The organism is Nocardia vaccinii NBRC 15922, assembly GCF_001613305.1.
Taxonomy (GTDB): Bacteria; Actinomycetota; Actinomycetes; order Mycobacteriales; family Mycobacteriaceae; genus Nocardia; species Nocardia vaccinii.
In genome coordinates, this window is record NZ_BDCC01000037.1 from 112,479 (window position 1) to 130,755 (window position 18,277).

Here is an 18,277-nt window from a genome sequence, read left to right on the forward strand (position 1 = left end):
GACGCAACTCCCCGAGCATCGCCACGGCAGGCATGCACGCGCCGACCGTGGGATCTGATCCACGCCCTACTATTCGGAGCGTCGGGACGCGCGGATCGGTAGCGATCTCGTAATGTTCCATTTCGAACAGCGTTGGCGGACAGGACCTTTAGGTAGCTATCTTCTCGCGAACTTCGCGATTGCCGCGATTGCACCGAATCGCGCAGAGAAAGGTGACGCCTGGAACCCGATCCGGAAACGCTTACATCCGCGGCTAGCGGCTCACCCGGTCGTCGACGGTCTCATCCGCCGGTTCCGGCGACGACATGGTTCGCCGCCGAACAGCCGAAGCCAGAACAGCAATCCCGGCCACGATACACAACAACCACTCCGGCCACGGACCCACCGCGGTCGCGGGTGTCGTGGTGTGCCGCAACGGCAGAGCCGCCTCGAGCCAGGCGGGCACGAATTTCGAGGTCTCCTGCCGCACGGCGCCGTCCGCGGTGATGATCGCGCTGACCCCGGAAGTGGCGGCCACGACCAGGGCTCGACCGTGTTCCACCGCGCGCACGCGGGACATGGCCAGCTGCTGATAGGTCATTTCGCTGTCGCCGAAGGTGGCGTTGTTGGTCGGCACGGTCAGCAGCTGCGCGCCCGCGTGCAGCGAGTCCTGGAACGCCCGATCGAAGGCGACCTCGTAGCAGGTGGCCACACCGATCGCGACCGCAGCGCTGTGTCCGTCGCGCACGGGCTGGGCGTGCACCACCCCGTCACCATGGCCGGGCACGAAATACCCCGCCTTGTCCGCATATTTCGAGAAGTGCCGGAAGAAGTCGCGGTAGGGCAGGTATTCGCCGAACGGCTGGATGATCTTCTTGTCGTGACGCTCTCCCGGACCGTCGGCCCCGTTCCAGACGATGACCGAATTCGTGGTCGTATCATCGTCGTTCACCAGCACCGCGCCGACCAGGATCGGCGCGTGGATCCGCTCCGATACGGCGGTGATCTCCGCGTACGCGTCACCGTTCCGTAGCGGATCGATATCGGATGAATTCTCCGGCCAGATCACCACATCCGGCTGTGGCGCACGGCCCGCGGCGACGGCGTCGGCCAGTGCCCCGGTCTCGCGGACGTGATTGTCCAGGACGGCGCGTCGCTGGGCGTTGAAGTCCAGACCCAGTCGCGGCACGCTGCCCTGGATGGCGGCGACGATGATCGTCCGGTCACCGTCGGTCGGCGCGGGCAGAGCGGTCCGGAAGGTCAACCCGGCGACGGGAACGAGGACCACAACCGCTGCGGCGCCGGCGATTCCGATTCGCCACCGCGCACCGCGCCGCTCACGCAGCCCGATGACGAAGGCCGCCAACGCCGTTCCGGTCAGCGCCACCGCGAAACTCACCCCGGGTGCGCCGGCGAGCTGGGCCAATGGCAGGTACCAGCCGTCGCCCTGGCCGAATGCCAGTCGGCCCCAGGGGAATCCGCCGAACGGGAAACTCGAGCGTCCCCACTCGGTGAGGGTCCACGTCGTCGCGACCCACAGCGGCCAGCCCGGCAACACGCTCACCAGCCGCGCCAGCAGGCCGAACAGTCCGACGTAGATCGCGCACGCCAGCGACAGGCCCAACCAGGGCAGCGGACCGACGTAGATGCCCGTCCAGGGCAGCAGTGGCACGAAGAAGGCCAGGCCCGCGAGCAGCCCGTAACCGAATCCGCCGCGCAGTGTGCGGCTCGACCGCACCACCACGGTCAGCAGCGCGATGCCGAGCGGAGCCAGGTACCAGCAGGTGCGGGGCGGGAAACTCGCGTAGATCAGCAGGCCCGCGACGATCGCGCCGAGCAGCCGCGGCAATGCCGGGTACCGGCTCGCCGCGGCGGTCAATCGCGATACCAAACCTGTTGCGGCGCCGGGGTTCTCGTGGTCCTGTCGCACGTCCACGAGCTCGTCCCTCTCATGCCGCATAAATGGTTTTCCCCCGGTGCACGGTACGCAGGCAGCGCGGCAGCGGCGCGCCCGGGTCGAGCGGGGGCAGCCCCGGAACCCGGGACCGTGGATCGGTGGACCAGCGCTGCACCGTATCCGAGGCTGCGGCCACCACCAGATCGGCCGCATCCCAGATCGCGTACGAGGCGGGGGCGCCGGGCACCAGGGTTCCGGCAACGCCGTCCCGCACGCCACCGGCCCGCCAGGCACCGCGAGTGGCCGCGGCGAAGGCGGCGCGCGGGGAGACCTGATGTCCGGGAGTGCGATGGTGAGCGGCCGCGCGCACGGCGGCCCACGGATTCAACTCGGTGACCGGGGCGTCCGAGCCGATGGCCAGACCGATACCCGCGGCCGCCATGGCCGCGAAGGGATTCAGCGCCGCGGCGCGCGCGGCGCCCAGCCGCGTGGCGTACATGCCGTCCGGCCCGCCCCAGGCCGCGTCGAAACCCGGTTGCACACTGGCGAGTACGCCGAATTCGGCGAACGTCGCGATCTGCTCGGGACCGATCGCCTCGGCATGTTCGACGCGATGTCCCCGGGCGGCGATCGCGGGACCGCCGACCCGGGCGGCGACCCGGGCCACCGCGTCGGCCACGGCCGCGACGGCCGCATCGCCGATGGCGTGGAATCCGGCCTGGATTCCGGCCTCGGTACAGGCGCTCAGATGGGCGGCGATGGCATCGACGTCGAGATATCTCCGGCCGAGCGTGTCCCGATCGGCGTAGGGCGCGTGCAGCCAGGCGGTATGCGAACCGAGCGAGCCGTCGACGAACAGGTCTCCGGCCAGTCCGTGCACGCCGAGTTCCTTCACCAGGGTGCGAGCCTCGTCGGCGGTGCGCACGGCCGCACCCCAGTAGGCCCGCACCTCGACGCCGTGCGCGAACTCCAGCAACTCGGTCACATCGGCCGTACCCGAGATCTGCGGTCCGGCGCATTCGTGCACGGCCACGATGCCGCTGGCGGCGGCGTGATCGAGCGCGGCGCGGCGGGCGCGATCCCGCTGGGCGCGATCGAGCCGATCGAGTGCGGCGCCGCGAGCGAGATGATGCGCTTGTGCGCACAGCGGCTCGCCACGGGTGTACCCCTCGGCCGTGGCGATCTGTGGCACCGCTTCCAGCAGCGCGGTCGATACGACCGCCGAATGTGCGTCCACGCGAACGAGATATACGAGTCGGCCGGGTCCGGCCGCGGCATCGATCTCGGCTACCGCGGGCGGGCGGGCCTCCGGCCATCCGGTCTCGTCCCAGCCCTCGCCGATGATCACCGCGTCCGGATGCGTCCGCGCATAATCCCCCACCAGGGTCAAGCACTGTTCCAATGACGCCGCCCCGGACAGATCCAGCCCGGTCAACTGCAATCCCAGCGCGGTCACGTGCACATGCGGATCGACGAATCCGGGCGCGACGAACGCACCGTCCAGATCGATGACCTCGGCATCGGGATACAACGCCCGCCCCGGCCGCTCGGCGCCCAACCACACCACGGTGCCGTCCTCGACCGCCATCGACGTGGCATCGGGAGAACTGGGGCTGTGGATACGACCACCGACCAGCAACTGGGTACTCACGACACATCAGTCTGCCGCACCGGGTTTTCGCCGCACTCTCCGGCATCGCGGCACGTTGCGTCGGCCGGATCCCTGAATCCGTGCGGGTCGCGATACCGCGCGAATTCACGGCCGACGTAATCGCACAACCACCCCGTGCCGATGCGCTCGCAATCGCGAGCGATCCGGCCGGCCGGACAGCGAACGCCCGGCCGTCCCGAGCACCGCGTTGATGCGGAATGAATTCCTCTGCGCGGCAACATGGTTCGATCCGGGCGCCCCCGGGCGATCGATTTACCGGCCGTCGAGCATCGGGCGGGCGGGACCTTGGCCGTCGTCGTAGTACTCCTGCACGACCACACCGTCGACAACGTCGCCGGACGGGTCCACGACCACGCCGCGGTAACCGGCGGCCATGCTCAGGCGGTCGATGCGGCGGGTGGCGAAGGCCGACACGATCGGGCGCAGCAGGCGGCGGGTGGGCAGCAGCAGGATCAGGCCGAGCACCGAGGTGATCAGGCCGGGTACGAACATGGCGACCGCGCCGAGCGTGACCAGCGCGCCGTCGGCGACCGCGGTGCCGGGGGCGATCTCCCCGCGACTCGCGCGCCGGAACTGGTCGAACACCCGGCGCCCCTGCGAGCGCACCAGCATCAGGCCCAGGCCCGAACACGCGATGAGCAGCAGGATGGTGGCGACGACACCGATGAAGTGGCCGACCACGACGAGGGCGGCGATCTCGACGACGAGGTAGAGAGCGAACAGCAGCGCGGGCATGGCGATCCTTTCGAAAACCATCTACCCGTACAACGACCGGATCGCCCGATTTTCTCCCGATCCGCCTGAGCAGTCGCTGAGAATCGCTACGCGCCCGGCCGGACCAAACCGGTCTCGTAGGCCAGAACCACCGCCTGCACCCGGTCGCGCAGGCCGAGTTTGGTCAGCACCCGGCCGACATGGGTCTTCACCGTTGCCTCGGACAGGTACAACTCCGCGGCGATCTCCGCATTGGAGCGTCCGGCGGCGATCTGTTCGAGCACCTCACGCTCGCGCGTGGTGAGCACATCGAGTACGGCGGCATCGCGAGTGCCGGCCGGATCGTCCGCGATGAGCCGGTCCAGCAGGCGTTTGGTCACCTTCGGCGACACCACCGCGTCACCGGCGGCGACGCTGCGGATCGCCGAGATGAGATCCTCGGGCGGGGTGTCCTTGAGCAGGAAGCCGCTCGCGCCCGCGCGCAACGCACCGAGGGCGTGTTCGTCCAGGTCGAATGTGGTCATGACCAGAACTTTGCTGCCACAACCGGATTCGAGGATCTGACCGGTCGCGGTGACACCGTCCACGACCGGCATCCGCACATCCATCAGCACCACGTCGGGGGTGAGTTCGCGGGCCCGCCGCACCGCCGCGGAACCGTTGTCGGCCTCCCCGACGACCGTCAGCTCGGGATGCGCTCCCAGCACCATTCGCAGCCCGGCTCGCATCAGTTCCTGGTCGTCGACGACTAGCACGGTGATCGGCACGTCACCAATCTACTGGGGCGGTCCGCCCGCCCGGGTCGCCATCGATTCGGCCGGCGGCCGGGCCGGGCGTCCGACCGCCGCTCACTCGGCGGTCTCGGGCACGAGCGGAATCGTCGCGCGGACCCGCCAGCCGCCCTCGGGACGCCGCCCGGCCTCGAGCGCACCACCGAGCACCGCGACACGCTCGCGCATACCGACCAGACCGAGACCACTGCCCGCGATTCCGTTGCGGGCAGCGAGGTCCGGGCCGTCTGCCACATTCGCCGCACCCGCCAACGGGCCCGCACCGTGACCGAAGTCGGTGACCTCGACCAGAATGTCCGCTTCCCGCCGCAGCACCCGGACCCACGCCTTCGGGGCCGGTCCGGCGTGCCGGAAGGTATTGGTCAGCGATTCCTGCACGATGCGGTGAACGCCCAGACTGACCTCGGGCGCGACATCGTCGAGCTCCCCGGCCATCTCCAATTCGACCGCGAGCCCGGCTTTGCGCATCATCCGCACCACCTTCGCCAGTCCGGCGGTACCGTGCTGGGGCAGTTGCTCGGGGGCGTGCTCGGTACGCAACAGCGCGACCGTGCGACGCAGCTCCCTCAGGGCGTCGCGCCCGGTGGCCGCGATCGTTCCCAGGGCCTGTTCGGCGAGGTCGGGATCGCTGCGCAGGGCGAACTTCGCGCCGTCGGCCTGCACGACGATGACGCTCACCGCATGCGCGACGATATCGTGCAACTCCCGCGCGATGCGGGTGCGTTCGGCCGAAACCGCCTCGTGCGCACCGCGTTCGCGGTCGTAGTCGGCCACCGCCAGGCGAGCGGCCACCTCCGCGTCGTAGGCATGCCTGGCGCCGAGGAATTCGGCGAGCGTCCAGCACAGCGCGTAGAACAGGGTCAGGAACGCGATCGTCATCAGCACCGACTGGTGCAGCAGCAGATCCGCGAGCGCGGCGTCCACGACCAGACCGCCCAGGTAGATCAGCCCTTCCCGGCGACCCACGTACGCGACCAGGGTGTACAGCGCGATACCGACCGCCACCAGCGCGGCGACCTGCAGATCCTCCCCGGTCAACCGGCTCACCAGGGACGTCAGTATCGCCAGCGCGAGCAGTATGGCCGCACTCGTGCGCGGATATCTGCGCCGGAAGATCACCGGGATCGGCACGACCACCGCGAAAACGAGGTGGACGGCCAGATATCGCTTGTGCCCGAGGGGCACCAGATCGACCAGCAGCAGCGCGAGCGCCAGCATGGCGTCGGCGACGAGCGGTTTCCCCCGAAGCCACAGGCTGAATCGACGCACCGGCCCAGCCTAGGCCGACCGGCAGGTCAGCAGCGCGCTTCGGCCGGGATCGGACGCGGCGAGTGGGTCGTGTGACCTGCCAGCCAGGGAGCCAGGACTCGCGAGGTGGTCTCGCGGATCTTGCGTTGCAGGCGTTCACCGTCCTCGATGGCGTGCCGTCCGGAGAACAGCACCGTCAACGCGCCCGAGACCGCGCCGACCACGGCGCCGACCAGTGCGGCCGCGCCGACCTCGTCGAGCTCCTCGGGAAATGCGGCACGGAGATGGCGGGCCATCTCCTGCTGGGCGACCAATTGCGCGTGCGCGGCGCGGCCGCTCACCGCCGGTACCGTGCGCGAGACCTGGGCGCGCAGCACCGCGATGCGGGCGGCGAGGGTGTCACCCAGATGGTCGCCGGGATTGTCACCGGCGGCCCGCAGCGCGCGCAGCAGCACCTCGACCGGACGTTCGCCGGTGCGGCGGGTGGCGATCGCGTGCACGGCGGCCTGCACCCGGTCGTCCGGTTGCGGGAACAGCAACTCCTCTTTGCTCTCGAAATAGTTGAAGAAGGTACGGGTGCCCACCTCGGCTGCCGCGGCGATATCGGCGACTGTCGTCGCCTCGTAGCCACGGGCCTCGAACATCTCGACGGCAGCCTCGAGGAGGGCGCGGCGGGTGCGTTCCCGCTTGCGGTCACGCAGGGCTGATGGCGGCACGCGGGCAGACAGTACGGCATGCGACAGCGAATTCCGGGCAGGCAGCGTGTCCGCGCGTTGCACCTCGCGCCATGTCGCATCGCGCGCAATCTTGCGGCCGATGCTGGTACGCACGGCGTGTCGCATTGTGCCGCACCGGATTCCGGAACGCTTCCGAGCATACGGTTGAACGACCGGTTCACGAGCAATTAGCGTGTGCGAGGTGAGTATCACACCCCGCACCGTGGACGAACAGTTCCGTGCGCTACCGCTGGCCATCCTGGCCGATGCGGCGCTCGCGGCCGCGCGTGCCTCCGGCGCCGACTACGCCGACCTGCGCGTGCACCGGCTCGTGCAGCAGACCATCCGGTTGCGCGACGGCCGGGTCGAGGCGGTCACCGACTCGACCGATCTGGGCTTCGCGGTGCGCGTGATCGTCGACGGCACCTGGGGTTTCGCTTCGCACGCGGACCTGTCCGCCGATACCGCCGCCGAGGTCGCCCGGCGCGCGGTGACCGTCGCGACGACGTTGCGGGCGCTCAACCGCGAACAGGTCCTTCTCGCGGACGAGCCCGTACACCGCGACGCGCAGTGGGTCTCGGACTACGCCATCGACCCGTTCGAGGTGCCTACGCCGGAGAAAACGGCTCTGCTGCTGGACTATTCGGAGCGGCTGTCCGCCGCCGATGGCGTCGACCACGTCACCGCACATGTGTTGCAGGTCAAGGAACAGACGTACTACGCGGACACCGCGGGGTCCTCGATCACTCAGCAGCGGGTGCGGGTGTATCCGGTCCTGGAAGCCATCGCGGTCGACCCGACGGCCGGGGCGTTCGAGACGATGCGCACCCTGGCCGCACCCGCCGGACGCGGCTGGGAATATCTGACCGGCGCGGACGGCGTGTGGGACTGGGCCGGTGAACTGGCGCGGATTCCGGAGTGGCTGGCCGAGAAGGTGAAGGCACCCAGCGTGGCCCCGGGGCCTGCCGATCTGGTCATCGACCCGACGAATCTGTGGCTCACCATCCACGAATCCATCGGCCACGCCACCGAATACGATCGGGCCATCGGCTACGAATCCGCCTATGCGGGAACCTCGTTCGCCACTCCGGACAAACTGGGCACGCTGCGCTACGGCACACCGATCATGCACGTCACCGGCGACCGCACCGAACGGTACGGCCTGGCCACGGTCGGGTACGACGACGAGGGCGTGGCCGGGCAGCGCTGGGATCTGATCCGCGACGGTGTTCTGGTCGGCTACCAATTGGACCGGGCGTTCGCGCCGCGGCTGGGCCTGGATCGCTCCAACGGTTGCTCGTACGCAGATTCCGCGCAGCACGTCCCGATCCAGCGAATGGCCAACGTCTCACTGCAACCGGATCCCGTGCACGACACCAGCACCGACGAACTCATCTCCCGGGTGGAGAACGGCATCTACGTCGTCGGCGACAAGTCGTGGTCGATCGATATGCAGCGCTACAACTTCCAGTTCACCGGACAGCGCTTCTTCCGAATTCGCAACGGGCGCTTGGCCGGTCAGCTGCGCGACGTCGCCTACCAGGCCACCACCACCGATTTCTGGGGTTCGATGGAGGCGGTGGGCGGCCCGTCGACCTGGGTGCTCGGCGGCGCGTTCAACTGCGGTAAGGCCCAGCCCGGCCAGGTCGCGGCGGTCAGCCACGGCTGCCCGGCGGCGCTGGTGCGCGGTGTCAATATTCTCAACACGCGATCGGAGGCGGGGCGGTGAGCGTGCTACACGGCGGAGAGGTCGTCGAGCGGGCGCTGGCCGCCTCGAAGGCGGACGAGGCGATCGTGATCGTCACCGACGCCTCCGAGGCCGCGCTGCGCTGGGCCGGAAACTCCATGACCACCAACGGATCCACGACCTCGCGGGAGTGGTCGGTGGTATCGGTACTGCGCGAGGGGCCCAACTCGGCACGAGTCGGCAGCGTGAGCGCCACGAGCGTCGACGCGGCCGATATCGAGGCGGTGGTGCGCGCGAGCGAACAGGCCGCACGCTCGGCCGCACCGGCCCGCGACGCGGTGCCGCTGCTCGGGCCCGACGCGGTCGGCCGGCACCTGGATCCGGAGTGGGCGGCGGACCCGGCGGTCACCGGTATCGAAGTGTTCACCGGCCTGGCCCGCGATCTGGCGACCGGATTCGACGGCGCGGACCGGCTCTACGGATTCGCCCATCATCAGCTGCACACCACCTGGCTGGGCACCTCCACCGGAATCCGCCGCCGCTGGACCCAGCCGACCGGATCGGTGGAGATCAACGGAAAGCGCGGCGAGGCATCGGACACCGCGAGCGCCTGGGTGGGAGCGGGCACCCTGGATTTCACCGATGTCGATACCCCGGGCCTGCTCGCCGAACTCGCGCGGCGACTGGACTGGAACGCCCGCCGCGTCGAATTGCCCGCCGGACGCTACGAGACGCTGCTACCGCCGTCCGCGGTCGCGGATCTGCTGATCTACATGGCCTGGGAGATGCAGGGCCGCGGCGCGCACGAGGGGCATACGGCCTTTTCTCGCGCCGGTGGTACCCGAGTCGGTGAGCGTCTGACCGATATTCCGCTCACCCTCTACTCCGATCCCAGCGCGAGGGGGCTCGAATATCGGCCCTTCGTGGCGACCGCCTCATCCTCTGACGCGGTGTCGGTATTCGACAACGGTCTCCCGGCACACCGCGTGGACTGGGTGCGCGAGGGCGTGATCGACAATCTGGTCTATCCCCGGGCGATCGCGGCGGAATTCGATGCGCCGGTGACGGTTCCGGGCGACAATCTGCTGATGACCGGCGGCTCCGCGGCGACCCTGCCGGAAATGATCGCCGACACCGGCCGCGGCCTGCTACTGACCTGTCTGTGGTACATCCGCGAGGTCGACCCGTCCACCCTGCTGCTGACCGGTCTGACCCGCGACGGGGTGTATCTGATCGAGGACGGCGAGATCACGGCCGCGGTGAACAACTTCCGATTCAACGAGAGCCCGCTGGACCTGTTGCGCCGCACCACCGAGGCCGGGGCGACGGAGATCACCCTGCCGCGTGAGTGGAAGGACTGGTTCAGCCGAACGGCCATGCCCGCCTTGCGAATTCCCGATTTCCACATGTCCTCGGTGAGCCGGGCGACCTGACGCCCGGCGCATCCGGACCGGACGCGGCCGGTGCGCGCACAATCGCGATGGCCACACAACCGACGACCGATATGGCAGAATCGCCGCCACACAGTCGAAGCGGGGGCAGCATGACAGACGACAGCGGGGGCCGAGTCTTCGGTCCACTGATCGAACAGGCCAAGACCGGCTCGGTGTCGCTCGATGTGGAGCCGCAGACGTTCCTGGCGCTGGATCGGGCTCTGCGACAACGCAAGACCGAAATCCAGGCGATCCAGAAGATCGTCCAGCGGGTGCAGACGCACGAGGCATGGGGGCTGGGCGAACAGGCCGACATCCTCACCTCGGCCCGCACGATCGCACAGCGTTTCCGGGACAAGGGCGGCGGCGGGGCCAACAACGCCTATGACACCCTACAGGACCACTGGCGGACCGCCGACGAGATGCAAACCCTGTTCCGTACGGTCTGTGATCGGCTACAGCAGACCGACAGTGAATTCGCCGCGAAACTCCGTGCCGCACAGGCGGCTACGGAGGAGGCGCTATGAGCGGCCGGGCCCGGAGGCGGCAGCGGAGGGTGACCGCACAGGGTCCCGTTCATGCCGCGGATGAACGCGGCACGAGCGCGCGCAGGGCGGCGGCACCGGTCGAGGGGATGTTGTGACGACCTACGATCCGCCGGGGATCACCGATCCGGAAAACGTCGACGCGCTCACTCATCAGCAGATCTACGACGCGTTCCAGACCGTCACACAGAGCGCCGGTGACGTCGTCACGGCCTGGCAGCAGGCCGGAAGTCAGTGGCGCACTTCCACTACCGGCCTGGTCGAGGCGGTGCGCTCGGCGGTGGACGGGCATTGGACCGGAGCATCCGCCGAGGCGGCGGTGAACGCCCTGGTCGATTACGGCAATCAGGCCGGGGAATTGGCGGATCTGTTCGAAGCGGCGGGGCAGGCGGTCTCGAATACCGCGCAGGCCGCGCTCACGACCAAGGCGTATATTCCCAAACCCGTTCCGGTGAGCGCCGATCAGACCAAGGACCCGTCCGGTTTCGACCGCCAGACCCGCGATGCCACCAAGGCCCAGGACGACGCCCGCCAGGTGATGCAGCAGCGGTACGTGACCCCGTTCACCGATCAGGACAAGCGCATTCCCACCTTCCCCGCCGCGGTGCCCGTCACGAACGGCGACGCTACCGCCCCGGCGAGCGACTCCGAGGCCCCGGCGACATCGACGAAACCGACCGCCTGGAGCGGCGGCACGCAGCCGAGTTCCACCGCACCGGCGAGTGTCACCGCGCTGTTGCACGATCTGCCGTTCCCGGCGTCGGTCGACGCGACCATCGGGCGCTTCCTGCACGATCCGTCGTCGGCCACGGCCGGCGCGAGCGATGTGTTGTTCCAGCAGCCGACGACGAGTCGTCCGGCCCGAGCGGATCGGAACGAGGGCACACCGTCGCCCGCGGCCACGCGGCCGGCGAACATTCCCTCCGAGCCCGCCCCGACCACGCCCTCCTCGGTGCGTCCCGACACCGCGCCCCCCGCTCCGGGCGACCAGCGCGACTCGACGCCGCAGCGCCCGAATTCGACTCCACGGCAACCCGACCCGGAACAGCCGCACACCACCTCGGAGCAGCCGACAGCGCCGGCCCAGACCCAGACCCAGGCCACCGGCACGTCGACCGATGCGGTCCGGCCCGGACACGACAGTGCGGCGACCCCGCCCGCCGGCGGGTCCTCGACCAACTCCGCTCCCGCGCCGAATTCGACTCCAGCGCCGAGTGCACAACCCGCCGGTCCGCCCGGCCCGGTCCCGGGCGGTTCGACGCCGAACCTCGCCGGTCCGGCGCTCGGCTCGGCAGGTTCGGCGGGGTCGATCCCGGCCATACCGTCGCCGGTCCCCAGTACGCCCGCACCGGCACCCAGCGCACCGCTACCGAATACCCCGGTGCCCAGCGCACCGACGCCGACTCCCCCGCCCGCACCGAATTTCGCCGCCCCGGCTCCGGCACCGAACCTGCCCGCACCGGGAGCGAACGCGCCGACGCCGGTGCCGAACGTCCAGGCGCCCGCGCCGGGCACCTCGGCTCCCGCGCCGCCGGCACCCAAGCCGGTGCCGAACACGCCCGTGCCCGGCGCACACGCACCGGCGGCGGCCCAGGCGACGCCCGCTCGCCCGACGGTGGATCCGCTGCCGCCCGATGTGCTTGCCGAGCCCGCGGCGGCCGCGGTCACCGGGGCGGCCACCGCGGAGGTGATGTCCGAATCCGGCCATCACGACGCCGGCTCGGACCATCGGCCGCCACGATTACGAGTCAGATATGAGGGCGATCGGGATCGGACGGGTAAGAAGGTCGACCTACGGCACGAATCGCACACCGCGGAGATGGCCGGAAGAGATGAGCACGTCCAGCCGACGATAGGTGAATAATGGCCACTTGGTCGTTCGAGGACGAGGAATTCGCGGCACTGTGGTTCGGGCCCGCGAACGACCGGATGCTCTATCCGCTGCATTACCTGTCCCGATTCGGCCATGTCAACGAGCGCGACACCTACTGGGAGCAGGTCCGGCACAAGTATTCCGAACAGGGCCGGCTGACCTGGAATCAGGCCGACCTGCTGCGACGAGCGTTCACCGTGCTGACCGATCCGGAGGTGTGGGCCGAGATCCACGGCGTCTCGGATCAGGCCGGGCCGATCCGGGTCGCCGCGGCCCGGCACGACCGGCATGCCGCTCTCGCAATACAATTCACGCGTCGCCCGCGCATCGAGCTCAGTATCGTGCATTCGGATCGGCTCTCGGCGGTACTCGCCGGTGTTCTGCCGAACTGTTCGCCCGGGAGGCAGCCCGCCCAGGCGTTCGCCGCCGCCGATCTGTATCCCGAACGCGAGCCGGTGCTGCACTACTCCGGGGAATCGACTCCGCTGCAACGGTATCGCCGCTTGGTCCGGCGTCCGGCGGGCGGGGCGGGGGTGGTCACCGTGTTCCGCGGGCCGCGCAACCAGGGCGGTGAGCAGCCCCGCAAGCTGGGCGCGGTGCGCTGGTACGACATTCACGACGACGGCCGCTATATGGAGACCGGCAGTCGGACGGTCACCGTCCAGCCCGCGGACACCCCGGCGATCCAGGCCGCGGTCGGCCGCCTGCTCGATCTCGCCCTGTCCGAGTATCGCGATTACGTCGACGACATCGGGGAGTTCGCGCATCGGTAGATCGGACGGTTCCCGTTCTGCCGCAGGGTGTTTCAGCCCAGACGCCGACGTGTCCTTCCTCGGCCGATCTGCACTCGGGAAGTTTGTCGCGTCGCCGGGCCCCGATATTCGAGGCAGATCCGCTCGGCCACAGAGCATTCCGCCCCGGCGAATCGGCCGCCTCCAGCCGCGCGGCCGGATCGACGCGGAGCGTTCGTGGTCGCTCCGCCGGTACCGGATCGTTCGTTTCGGTCATGATGCGTCGTGTGGGTGCAGGCGCACGACTGCCGTACCCCGCGCCAGCGCCGCCCGCAGCTCGGCGCGGTTCACGTTACCGTCGGCATCGAGGCTGATCCCGGCGAATCGGCCGTGGACCGGGTTCTGTTCCAAGATGATCCGGTACAGCTCGGCGATCGGCTCCTCGTCGGTGATCACCGCCCAGTCGGCGCGAATCTCTTTCCCACGCAGGGTGATCCGCACGGGCTCGCCATCGCGGAGATTATGCCGCCAGCGGGCCGCGGTGCCGACCAGCAGATCCCCTTCGTACGAGGCATATCCGACCGGGTTGGCGTACTCGCGCCCGGTCTTGCGGCCGACGACGGTGATGATCAGGAGTTTGCCGCTGAAGAGACGATGCAATCGGGATCGCAGCAGGTAGCGGACGGTGGCGTCCCAGGTACGTTGCAGCCGGGACCGGGCCGGTGCACTGGTCGTCGGAACGGGACCGGACATGGCGAGTACCTCCGAATGACGTATTTACTGAGTGTATACTCAGAAAATACGACGGGATACGGCATACTGCAAGGGCGAATCGAGTTTCAGGAGGCGATGTGGCATCCGACCGGGCAACTCGCGGCCGCCCACGTACCGGCGTGCGGGAGGCTGTGATCGCCAGCGCCCAGCAGACGCTCGCGGAATCCGGCCTGACCCGCACGTCCACCAAGGAGATCGCCCGCCGGGCGGGCGTCGCCGAATCGAGCATCTTCTATCACTTCGGCGACCGCATGGGACTGCTGCACGCCGTGATCCAGCACCAGTTGCGGCCGTTGCAGGATCTCCTCGCGGACCGCCCCGGGACCGATCACAGCCTGAGCGAGGACCTGGTCGATCTGCTGACGGCGCTGGAAGAGTTCTTCTTCGCCGCCATCCCCGCCATCGCGGCCGTCCAATCCGATGCCGAACTGCGCGAATCCTACGAAAAGCGCAGCCGCGACATGGATCTGGGCCCGCACCGCGCCGTCGACGCGATTCTCGCCCACCTGTCGCCCCATGCCGCCACCGCCGATCTGCGCCCCGCGGCCGTCCTGCTGGCCGGGGCGGCATATCAACGAGCGCTGCAACGTCATCTGAGCCCGCCCGGCGCGCTCGCCGCCCTGCCCTCCCGCGATGCGATCGCCGATGCCCTTGTGCCGGTATTCGATTCAGCGTTGCGCGGTTCGTAGTCGATCGGCCCCGGCGATTCCGAATACGCGCTCGGCAGTGCGGTGGCCGATCGCGGTTCGCTGATCGTCGGTCAGCGGGGCATCGCACAGGAAGGCCATTGCCGCTATCGGATCCTCGTACGGAAAGTCGATCGCGAACATGATCGCATCCGCGCCGACCGCGCGCACAGCGAGCTCGAGCACCTCCGGATCATCGATTCCACTGGTGGTGATCACCATATTGCGGCGAAAATACTCGCTGGGAGTCAGCGACAGTTTCGGCATCGGTGTGGCCGCCCCGACCGTTCGCGCCGCGAAGGCGTGTCGATTATCGATTCGCCTGAGCCAGTACGGAATTCCTTCGCCGAGATGCCCGAGGACGATGGTCAGCCCCGGATACCGGTCGAGCGTGCCGCTGAGGATGAGTCGCATGGCGTGCAGTCCCGCCTCGGCCTGATACCCCCAGATCGCCCCGGACATCCCGTAATCGCCGTAGCGGGACATACTCGGTGCGCGGGGATGCAGGTAGATCGGCGCGCGGTTGGCCTCGGCGGCCGCCAGCAGCGGGGCGAATTCCGGTTCGTCCAGGTATCGGCCGCCGGTGTGCGAGTTGATCATGATGCCGTTGAGCCCGAGCGGGCCCATCACCCGTTCGATCTCCGCGGCCGCGGCCATCGGATCCTGCGGCGTCACCGTGGCCAGTCCACCGAACCGGTCCGGGCGACGTCGCACGATCTCGGCCAGCGCATCGTTGAATCGCCTCGCCAGCGGCACCGCATCGGCCGCCGGAAACGGCTGTACGCCAGGCGTATTCAGACTCAGGACCGCCATATCCTGTCCGAGCGCGTCCATCTCGCGCAGCCGGGCGTCGAGATCGGTGAGCCGAGCCCGCAGGCCCGGATCACGTTCCACCGCCCGAAGCAGGCCCACCTCCACCGCATCGGCCGGGCCGACATTCAAACCGTGTGCGACACCGAGGAATTCCTCGGTGGACATATGCTCCTCCACCGCGATGACACGCAGGTCGTGCCCGACGGGTGCGGCTGCCCGACTACCCTGTGCCGCAAACTCTTCACTCGGCCTACTCACCCGCTCCTCCCATCCTGAGACCAGCCGCGCCCGCTCATGCCCGCCGACCGCCGTCGACCGACAGTGCGATTCCGGTGACGTAGGACGCGGCGTCCGAGCACAGCCAGACCGCCGCGGCGGCGGCTTCCGCCGGTGTGGCCAACCGGCCGAGCGGAGTATTCGCGGACTGCCGCGCGATCATGTCGGTACCCGCGGCCACCTGCTCGAATCCAGGAGTCAGGGTCGGGCCCGGACAGATGGCGTTGACCCGGATGTTCCGGTCCGCGTAGTCGACCGCGGCGACCTTGGTGAGCCCGACGATGCCATGTTTGGCGGCCACGTAGGCCGGGGCGGTCGGGATCGCGTACAAACCGCCGTTGGACGCGACATTCACGATCGCGCCGCCGCCCGCGAGCAACGGCAGCTCGTATTTCATACACAGAAATGTCCCGGCCAGATTGACGCCGATCACCCGGTCGAACTCGTCCAGGGTCATCTCGTCGAGCCGCCGATGATGCGAGGCCAGCCCCGCATTGTTGACCGCGAAATCCAGACCGCCGTAGACCTCGACCACGCGGCCGACCGCGGCCCGCACCGAGGACTCCGCGGCGACATCGATGGTGACGGCCAGCGCCTCACCGCCCTCCGCCCGGATCGCGTCGACCGTCTCGGCGGCCGTACTCGGGTCGATATCGAGCACGGCAACCGCGGAGCCCTCGCGGGCGAAGGCCACCGCCGCCGCCCGGCCGATCCCGCTGCCCGCCCCGGTGACCAGGCCGATTTTCCGACCTTCGGCGCTCATCGGGCATCCGCCTTGGATCCTGCGTCGCCTACTGCGGCGAGGAAAAGGCGCAAGTGTCGCTGACGTTGTCGCATGACGACCTCTTTCGATAGTGTGTTCGAATGGCTGAGGTGGTGTGATACATACCGGCTGCGGCCCGGCCCGCAAGGCTTCTCCGCCTTCGCTTGGAGCACACGAGGCGTGGATTCTCGATCCGTGAGGGTCGCTGGATTCCGCCGAAGGGCGTCAGCCCTCGGACGGGAGAACCGTTAAGCCGGCGACTCGTGGTTGGCCCAAGCCACCTTGTAGGGATGCCGCGACTGCCAGCGGTCGATGACCTCGTGCAGACCGGGCGCCGCGAACGCCTTGCCCAGCGTCTCGACATCGGGCAGGGCGATCTGCACGATCGCCGTCGCGATCAGCGCCGGTATGGCTTCCTCGCCGGGAATGGGAATGTGCCGCCGCGCCACGACCGACCGGATCAGCCCGGTGTCGAACATGGCCTGTTCGATATTCTCGAGATATCGGTCGAGCTCACCATCGGGCAGTGCGTGATCGAAGGAAACAATCATCGTGTGGTTGATCATGAGGTAATTCTCGGTCGATTACCTGTGGTGCGTCCAAGACCGGTTCGTTATTCGGCGATAACCTGTAGGCATGGCCGAACTGGAAACCCGGGAGCTGGAGTACTTCATCGCGGTCGCCGACGAACTACATTTCGGCCGGGCCGCGGTGCGACTCTCGATCGCGCAACCGGCGTTGTCGAAGGCGATCCGGCGAATCGAGAGCAGACTCGGCGTTCCGCTGTTCGTGCGCTCGAGCCGGCATGTCGAACTCACCCCGGCCGGTGCGGCGCTGCGCGAGCACGGGCGGCACGCGCTCAATGCGGTCAGCGCCGCGGTCCGCAACGCCCGTCATGCGGGTGATATCCAGGCCCACCTGCGGTTGGTACTCAAACCGGGCGGCGATGCCGGGCTACTGTCCGGGATCCTGGCCGAATACTCCCGCCAGCCCGACGCACGCCGGGTGGACATCCTGTTCAGCGGTCCCGTCGACCGCACCGACTTCCTGCGCGAGGACCGCGCGGACGTCGGCCTGCTCTATGCGCCTTTCGACGACACGGGCGGCCTGGCCCACGAGATATTGCACACCGAGGACCGCGTGGTCATCGTCCCGCGCCATCATCGCCTCGCCGACCGGACATCGGTGCACATGTCCGATCTGGAAGGCGAGACGCTGCCGTACTGGAAAGGACTCCCCGGCGACGAGGGCACCGGCCCCGAGGTGTCCGACGTGGTTCAGATGATGCACATGATCTCGGTGGACCGCATGATCGCGATACTCCCCCGCTCACTCGTCGAGAACACTCCGGCGGATCTGGTCTGCATCCCGGTCGCCGACGCGCCACCCAGCCACCTCGTCCTGGCCTGGAACGAACACGACCACCGCCCATCGGTCACGTCGTTCGTGGCCGCCACACTCCGAGCCTGCGGACACAGCAGCCAAATGCACACCGAACCCCTTGTGCGCCAACAGGTTCGAGAAGAGATCCACACATGACCCGCCCGCCGCCATTGCGATAACCGGTCCGAGCCGGACCCTGCCCGCCTTCGACTCAGGCCAGTCTGCCCGATAAACGGAAAGCCTTACGCCACAGTCGAGCCGAAGTCGCGGAGACCCGCTCGTCGGGCAAGCTCAGC

17 protein-coding genes are annotated in these 18,277 nt (G+C 68.8%); 7 read left to right on the plus strand and 10 right to left on the minus strand.

All coding sequences use genetic code 11. The annotated features are described in order from the left end of the window. Positions 1–253: 253 nt before the first annotated feature. The 6 genes from lnt to NV1_RS24695 form a co-directional block, all read right to left on the minus strand. The gene (lnt, locus tag NV1_RS24665; protein ID WP_067896065.1) at positions 254–1,858 is read right to left on the minus strand and encodes an apolipoprotein N-acyltransferase; all 1,605 of its coding nucleotides are present in this window, start codon (positions 1,856–1,858) and stop codon (positions 254–256) included. Positions 1,859–1,928: 70 nt separating this feature from the next. Then, positions 1,929–3,527, minus strand: a complete 1,599-nt coding sequence (locus NV1_RS24670; protein ID WP_067895829.1) for an amidohydrolase — start codon at positions 3,525–3,527, stop codon at positions 1,929–1,931. Between the two features lie 273 nt (positions 3,528–3,800). Continuing rightward, positions 3,801–4,283, minus strand: coding sequence for an FxsA family protein (locus tag NV1_RS24680; RefSeq protein ID WP_067895835.1), 483 nt, complete (start codon positions 4,281–4,283; stop codon positions 3,801–3,803). A gap of 86 nt (positions 4,284–4,369) precedes the next feature. After that, positions 4,370–5,029 (minus strand): response regulator, encoded by a 660-nt coding sequence (locus NV1_RS24685; protein ID WP_067895837.1) that lies wholly within the window; start codon positions 5,027–5,029, stop codon positions 4,370–4,372. An 81-nt stretch (positions 5,030–5,110) separates the two neighbouring features. Next, positions 5,111–6,322 carry a sensor histidine kinase gene (locus NV1_RS24690; RefSeq protein WP_067895840.1) on the minus strand — a complete coding sequence of 404 codons (1,212 nt, stop codon included), beginning with the start codon at positions 6,320–6,322 and terminating at the stop codon, positions 5,111–5,113. A gap of 26 nt (positions 6,323–6,348) precedes the next feature. Continuing rightward, the gene (locus NV1_RS24695) at positions 6,349–7,131 is read right to left on the minus strand and encodes a TetR/AcrR family transcriptional regulator (RefSeq protein WP_245713898.1); all 783 of its coding nucleotides are present in this window, start codon (positions 7,129–7,131) and stop codon (positions 6,349–6,351) included. An 88-nt stretch (positions 7,132–7,219) separates the two neighbouring features. Here NV1_RS24695 and NV1_RS24700 point away from each other — a divergent pair, with 88 nt between their 5' ends. The 5 genes from NV1_RS24700 (at position 7,220) to NV1_RS24720 (ending at position 13,328) form a co-directional block, all read left to right on the plus strand. Then, complete coding sequence (locus tag NV1_RS24700; RefSeq protein ID WP_373864649.1) at positions 7,220–8,746, plus strand: TldD/PmbA family protein; 1,527 nt, start codon at positions 7,220–7,222, stop codon at positions 8,744–8,746. A 2-nt stretch (positions 8,747–8,748) separates the two neighbouring features. Further along, entirely contained in the window at positions 8,749–10,137 is a 1,389-nt protein-coding gene (locus NV1_RS24705) for a metallopeptidase TldD-related protein (protein WP_067895844.1), read from the plus strand. Between the two features lie 110 nt (positions 10,138–10,247). Then, complete coding sequence (locus tag NV1_RS24710; protein ID WP_067895846.1) at positions 10,248–10,664, plus strand: hypothetical protein; 417 nt, start codon at positions 10,248–10,250, stop codon at positions 10,662–10,664. A gap of 112 nt (positions 10,665–10,776) precedes the next feature. Further along, a complete protein-coding gene (locus tag NV1_RS46445) occupies positions 10,777–12,546 on the plus strand; it encodes a hypothetical protein (protein ID WP_067895849.1) in 1,770 nt (589 codons plus the stop codon). Continuing rightward, positions 12,546–13,328: an ESX secretion-associated protein EspG gene (locus NV1_RS24720; RefSeq protein ID WP_067895852.1), complete on the plus strand. Its 783-nt coding sequence runs from the start codon at positions 12,546–12,548 to the stop codon at positions 13,326–13,328. The genes NV1_RS46445 and NV1_RS24720 overlap by 1 nt, the downstream gene beginning before the upstream one ends. A gap of 231 nt (positions 13,329–13,559) precedes the next feature. Here the strand turns inward: NV1_RS24720 and NV1_RS24725 are convergent, their stop codons facing one another. Further along, the gene (locus NV1_RS24725; RefSeq protein ID WP_084525740.1) at positions 13,560–14,039 is read right to left on the minus strand and encodes a nitroreductase/quinone reductase family protein; all 480 of its coding nucleotides are present in this window, start codon (positions 14,037–14,039) and stop codon (positions 13,560–13,562) included. Between the two features lie 98 nt (positions 14,040–14,137). On the opposite strand from NV1_RS24725, the gene NV1_RS24730 reads away from it, so the two are divergent. Further along, positions 14,138–14,749 (plus strand): TetR/AcrR family transcriptional regulator, encoded by a 612-nt coding sequence (locus NV1_RS24730; protein ID WP_169813394.1) that lies wholly within the window; start codon positions 14,138–14,140, stop codon positions 14,747–14,749. On the opposite strand, the gene NV1_RS24735 is transcribed toward NV1_RS24730, so the two are convergent. From NV1_RS24735 to NV1_RS24745, 3 genes are all read right to left on the minus strand, one after another. Further along, on the minus strand, positions 14,729–15,817 hold the full coding sequence (locus NV1_RS24735; RefSeq protein ID WP_218027206.1) for an amidohydrolase family protein: 1,089 nt from the start codon (positions 15,815–15,817) through the stop codon (positions 14,729–14,731). The two genes, NV1_RS24730 and NV1_RS24735, sit on opposite strands and share 21 nt — an antisense overlap. Before the next feature lie 34 nt (positions 15,818–15,851). Then, a complete protein-coding gene (locus NV1_RS24740) occupies positions 15,852–16,598 on the minus strand; it encodes an SDR family NAD(P)-dependent oxidoreductase (RefSeq protein WP_067895865.1) in 747 nt (248 codons plus the stop codon). A gap of 248 nt (positions 16,599–16,846) precedes the next feature. Continuing rightward, complete coding sequence (locus NV1_RS24745) at positions 16,847–17,164, minus strand: hypothetical protein (protein WP_067895869.1); 318 nt, start codon at positions 17,162–17,164, stop codon at positions 16,847–16,849. 70 nt (positions 17,165–17,234) lie between these two features. On the opposite strand from NV1_RS24745, the gene NV1_RS24750 reads away from it, so the two are divergent. Further along, the gene (locus tag NV1_RS24750; protein WP_067895872.1) at positions 17,235–18,137 is read left to right on the plus strand and encodes a LysR family transcriptional regulator; all 903 of its coding nucleotides are present in this window, start codon (positions 17,235–17,237) and stop codon (positions 18,135–18,137) included. The last annotated feature ends 140 nt before the right edge of the window (positions 18,138–18,277 follow it).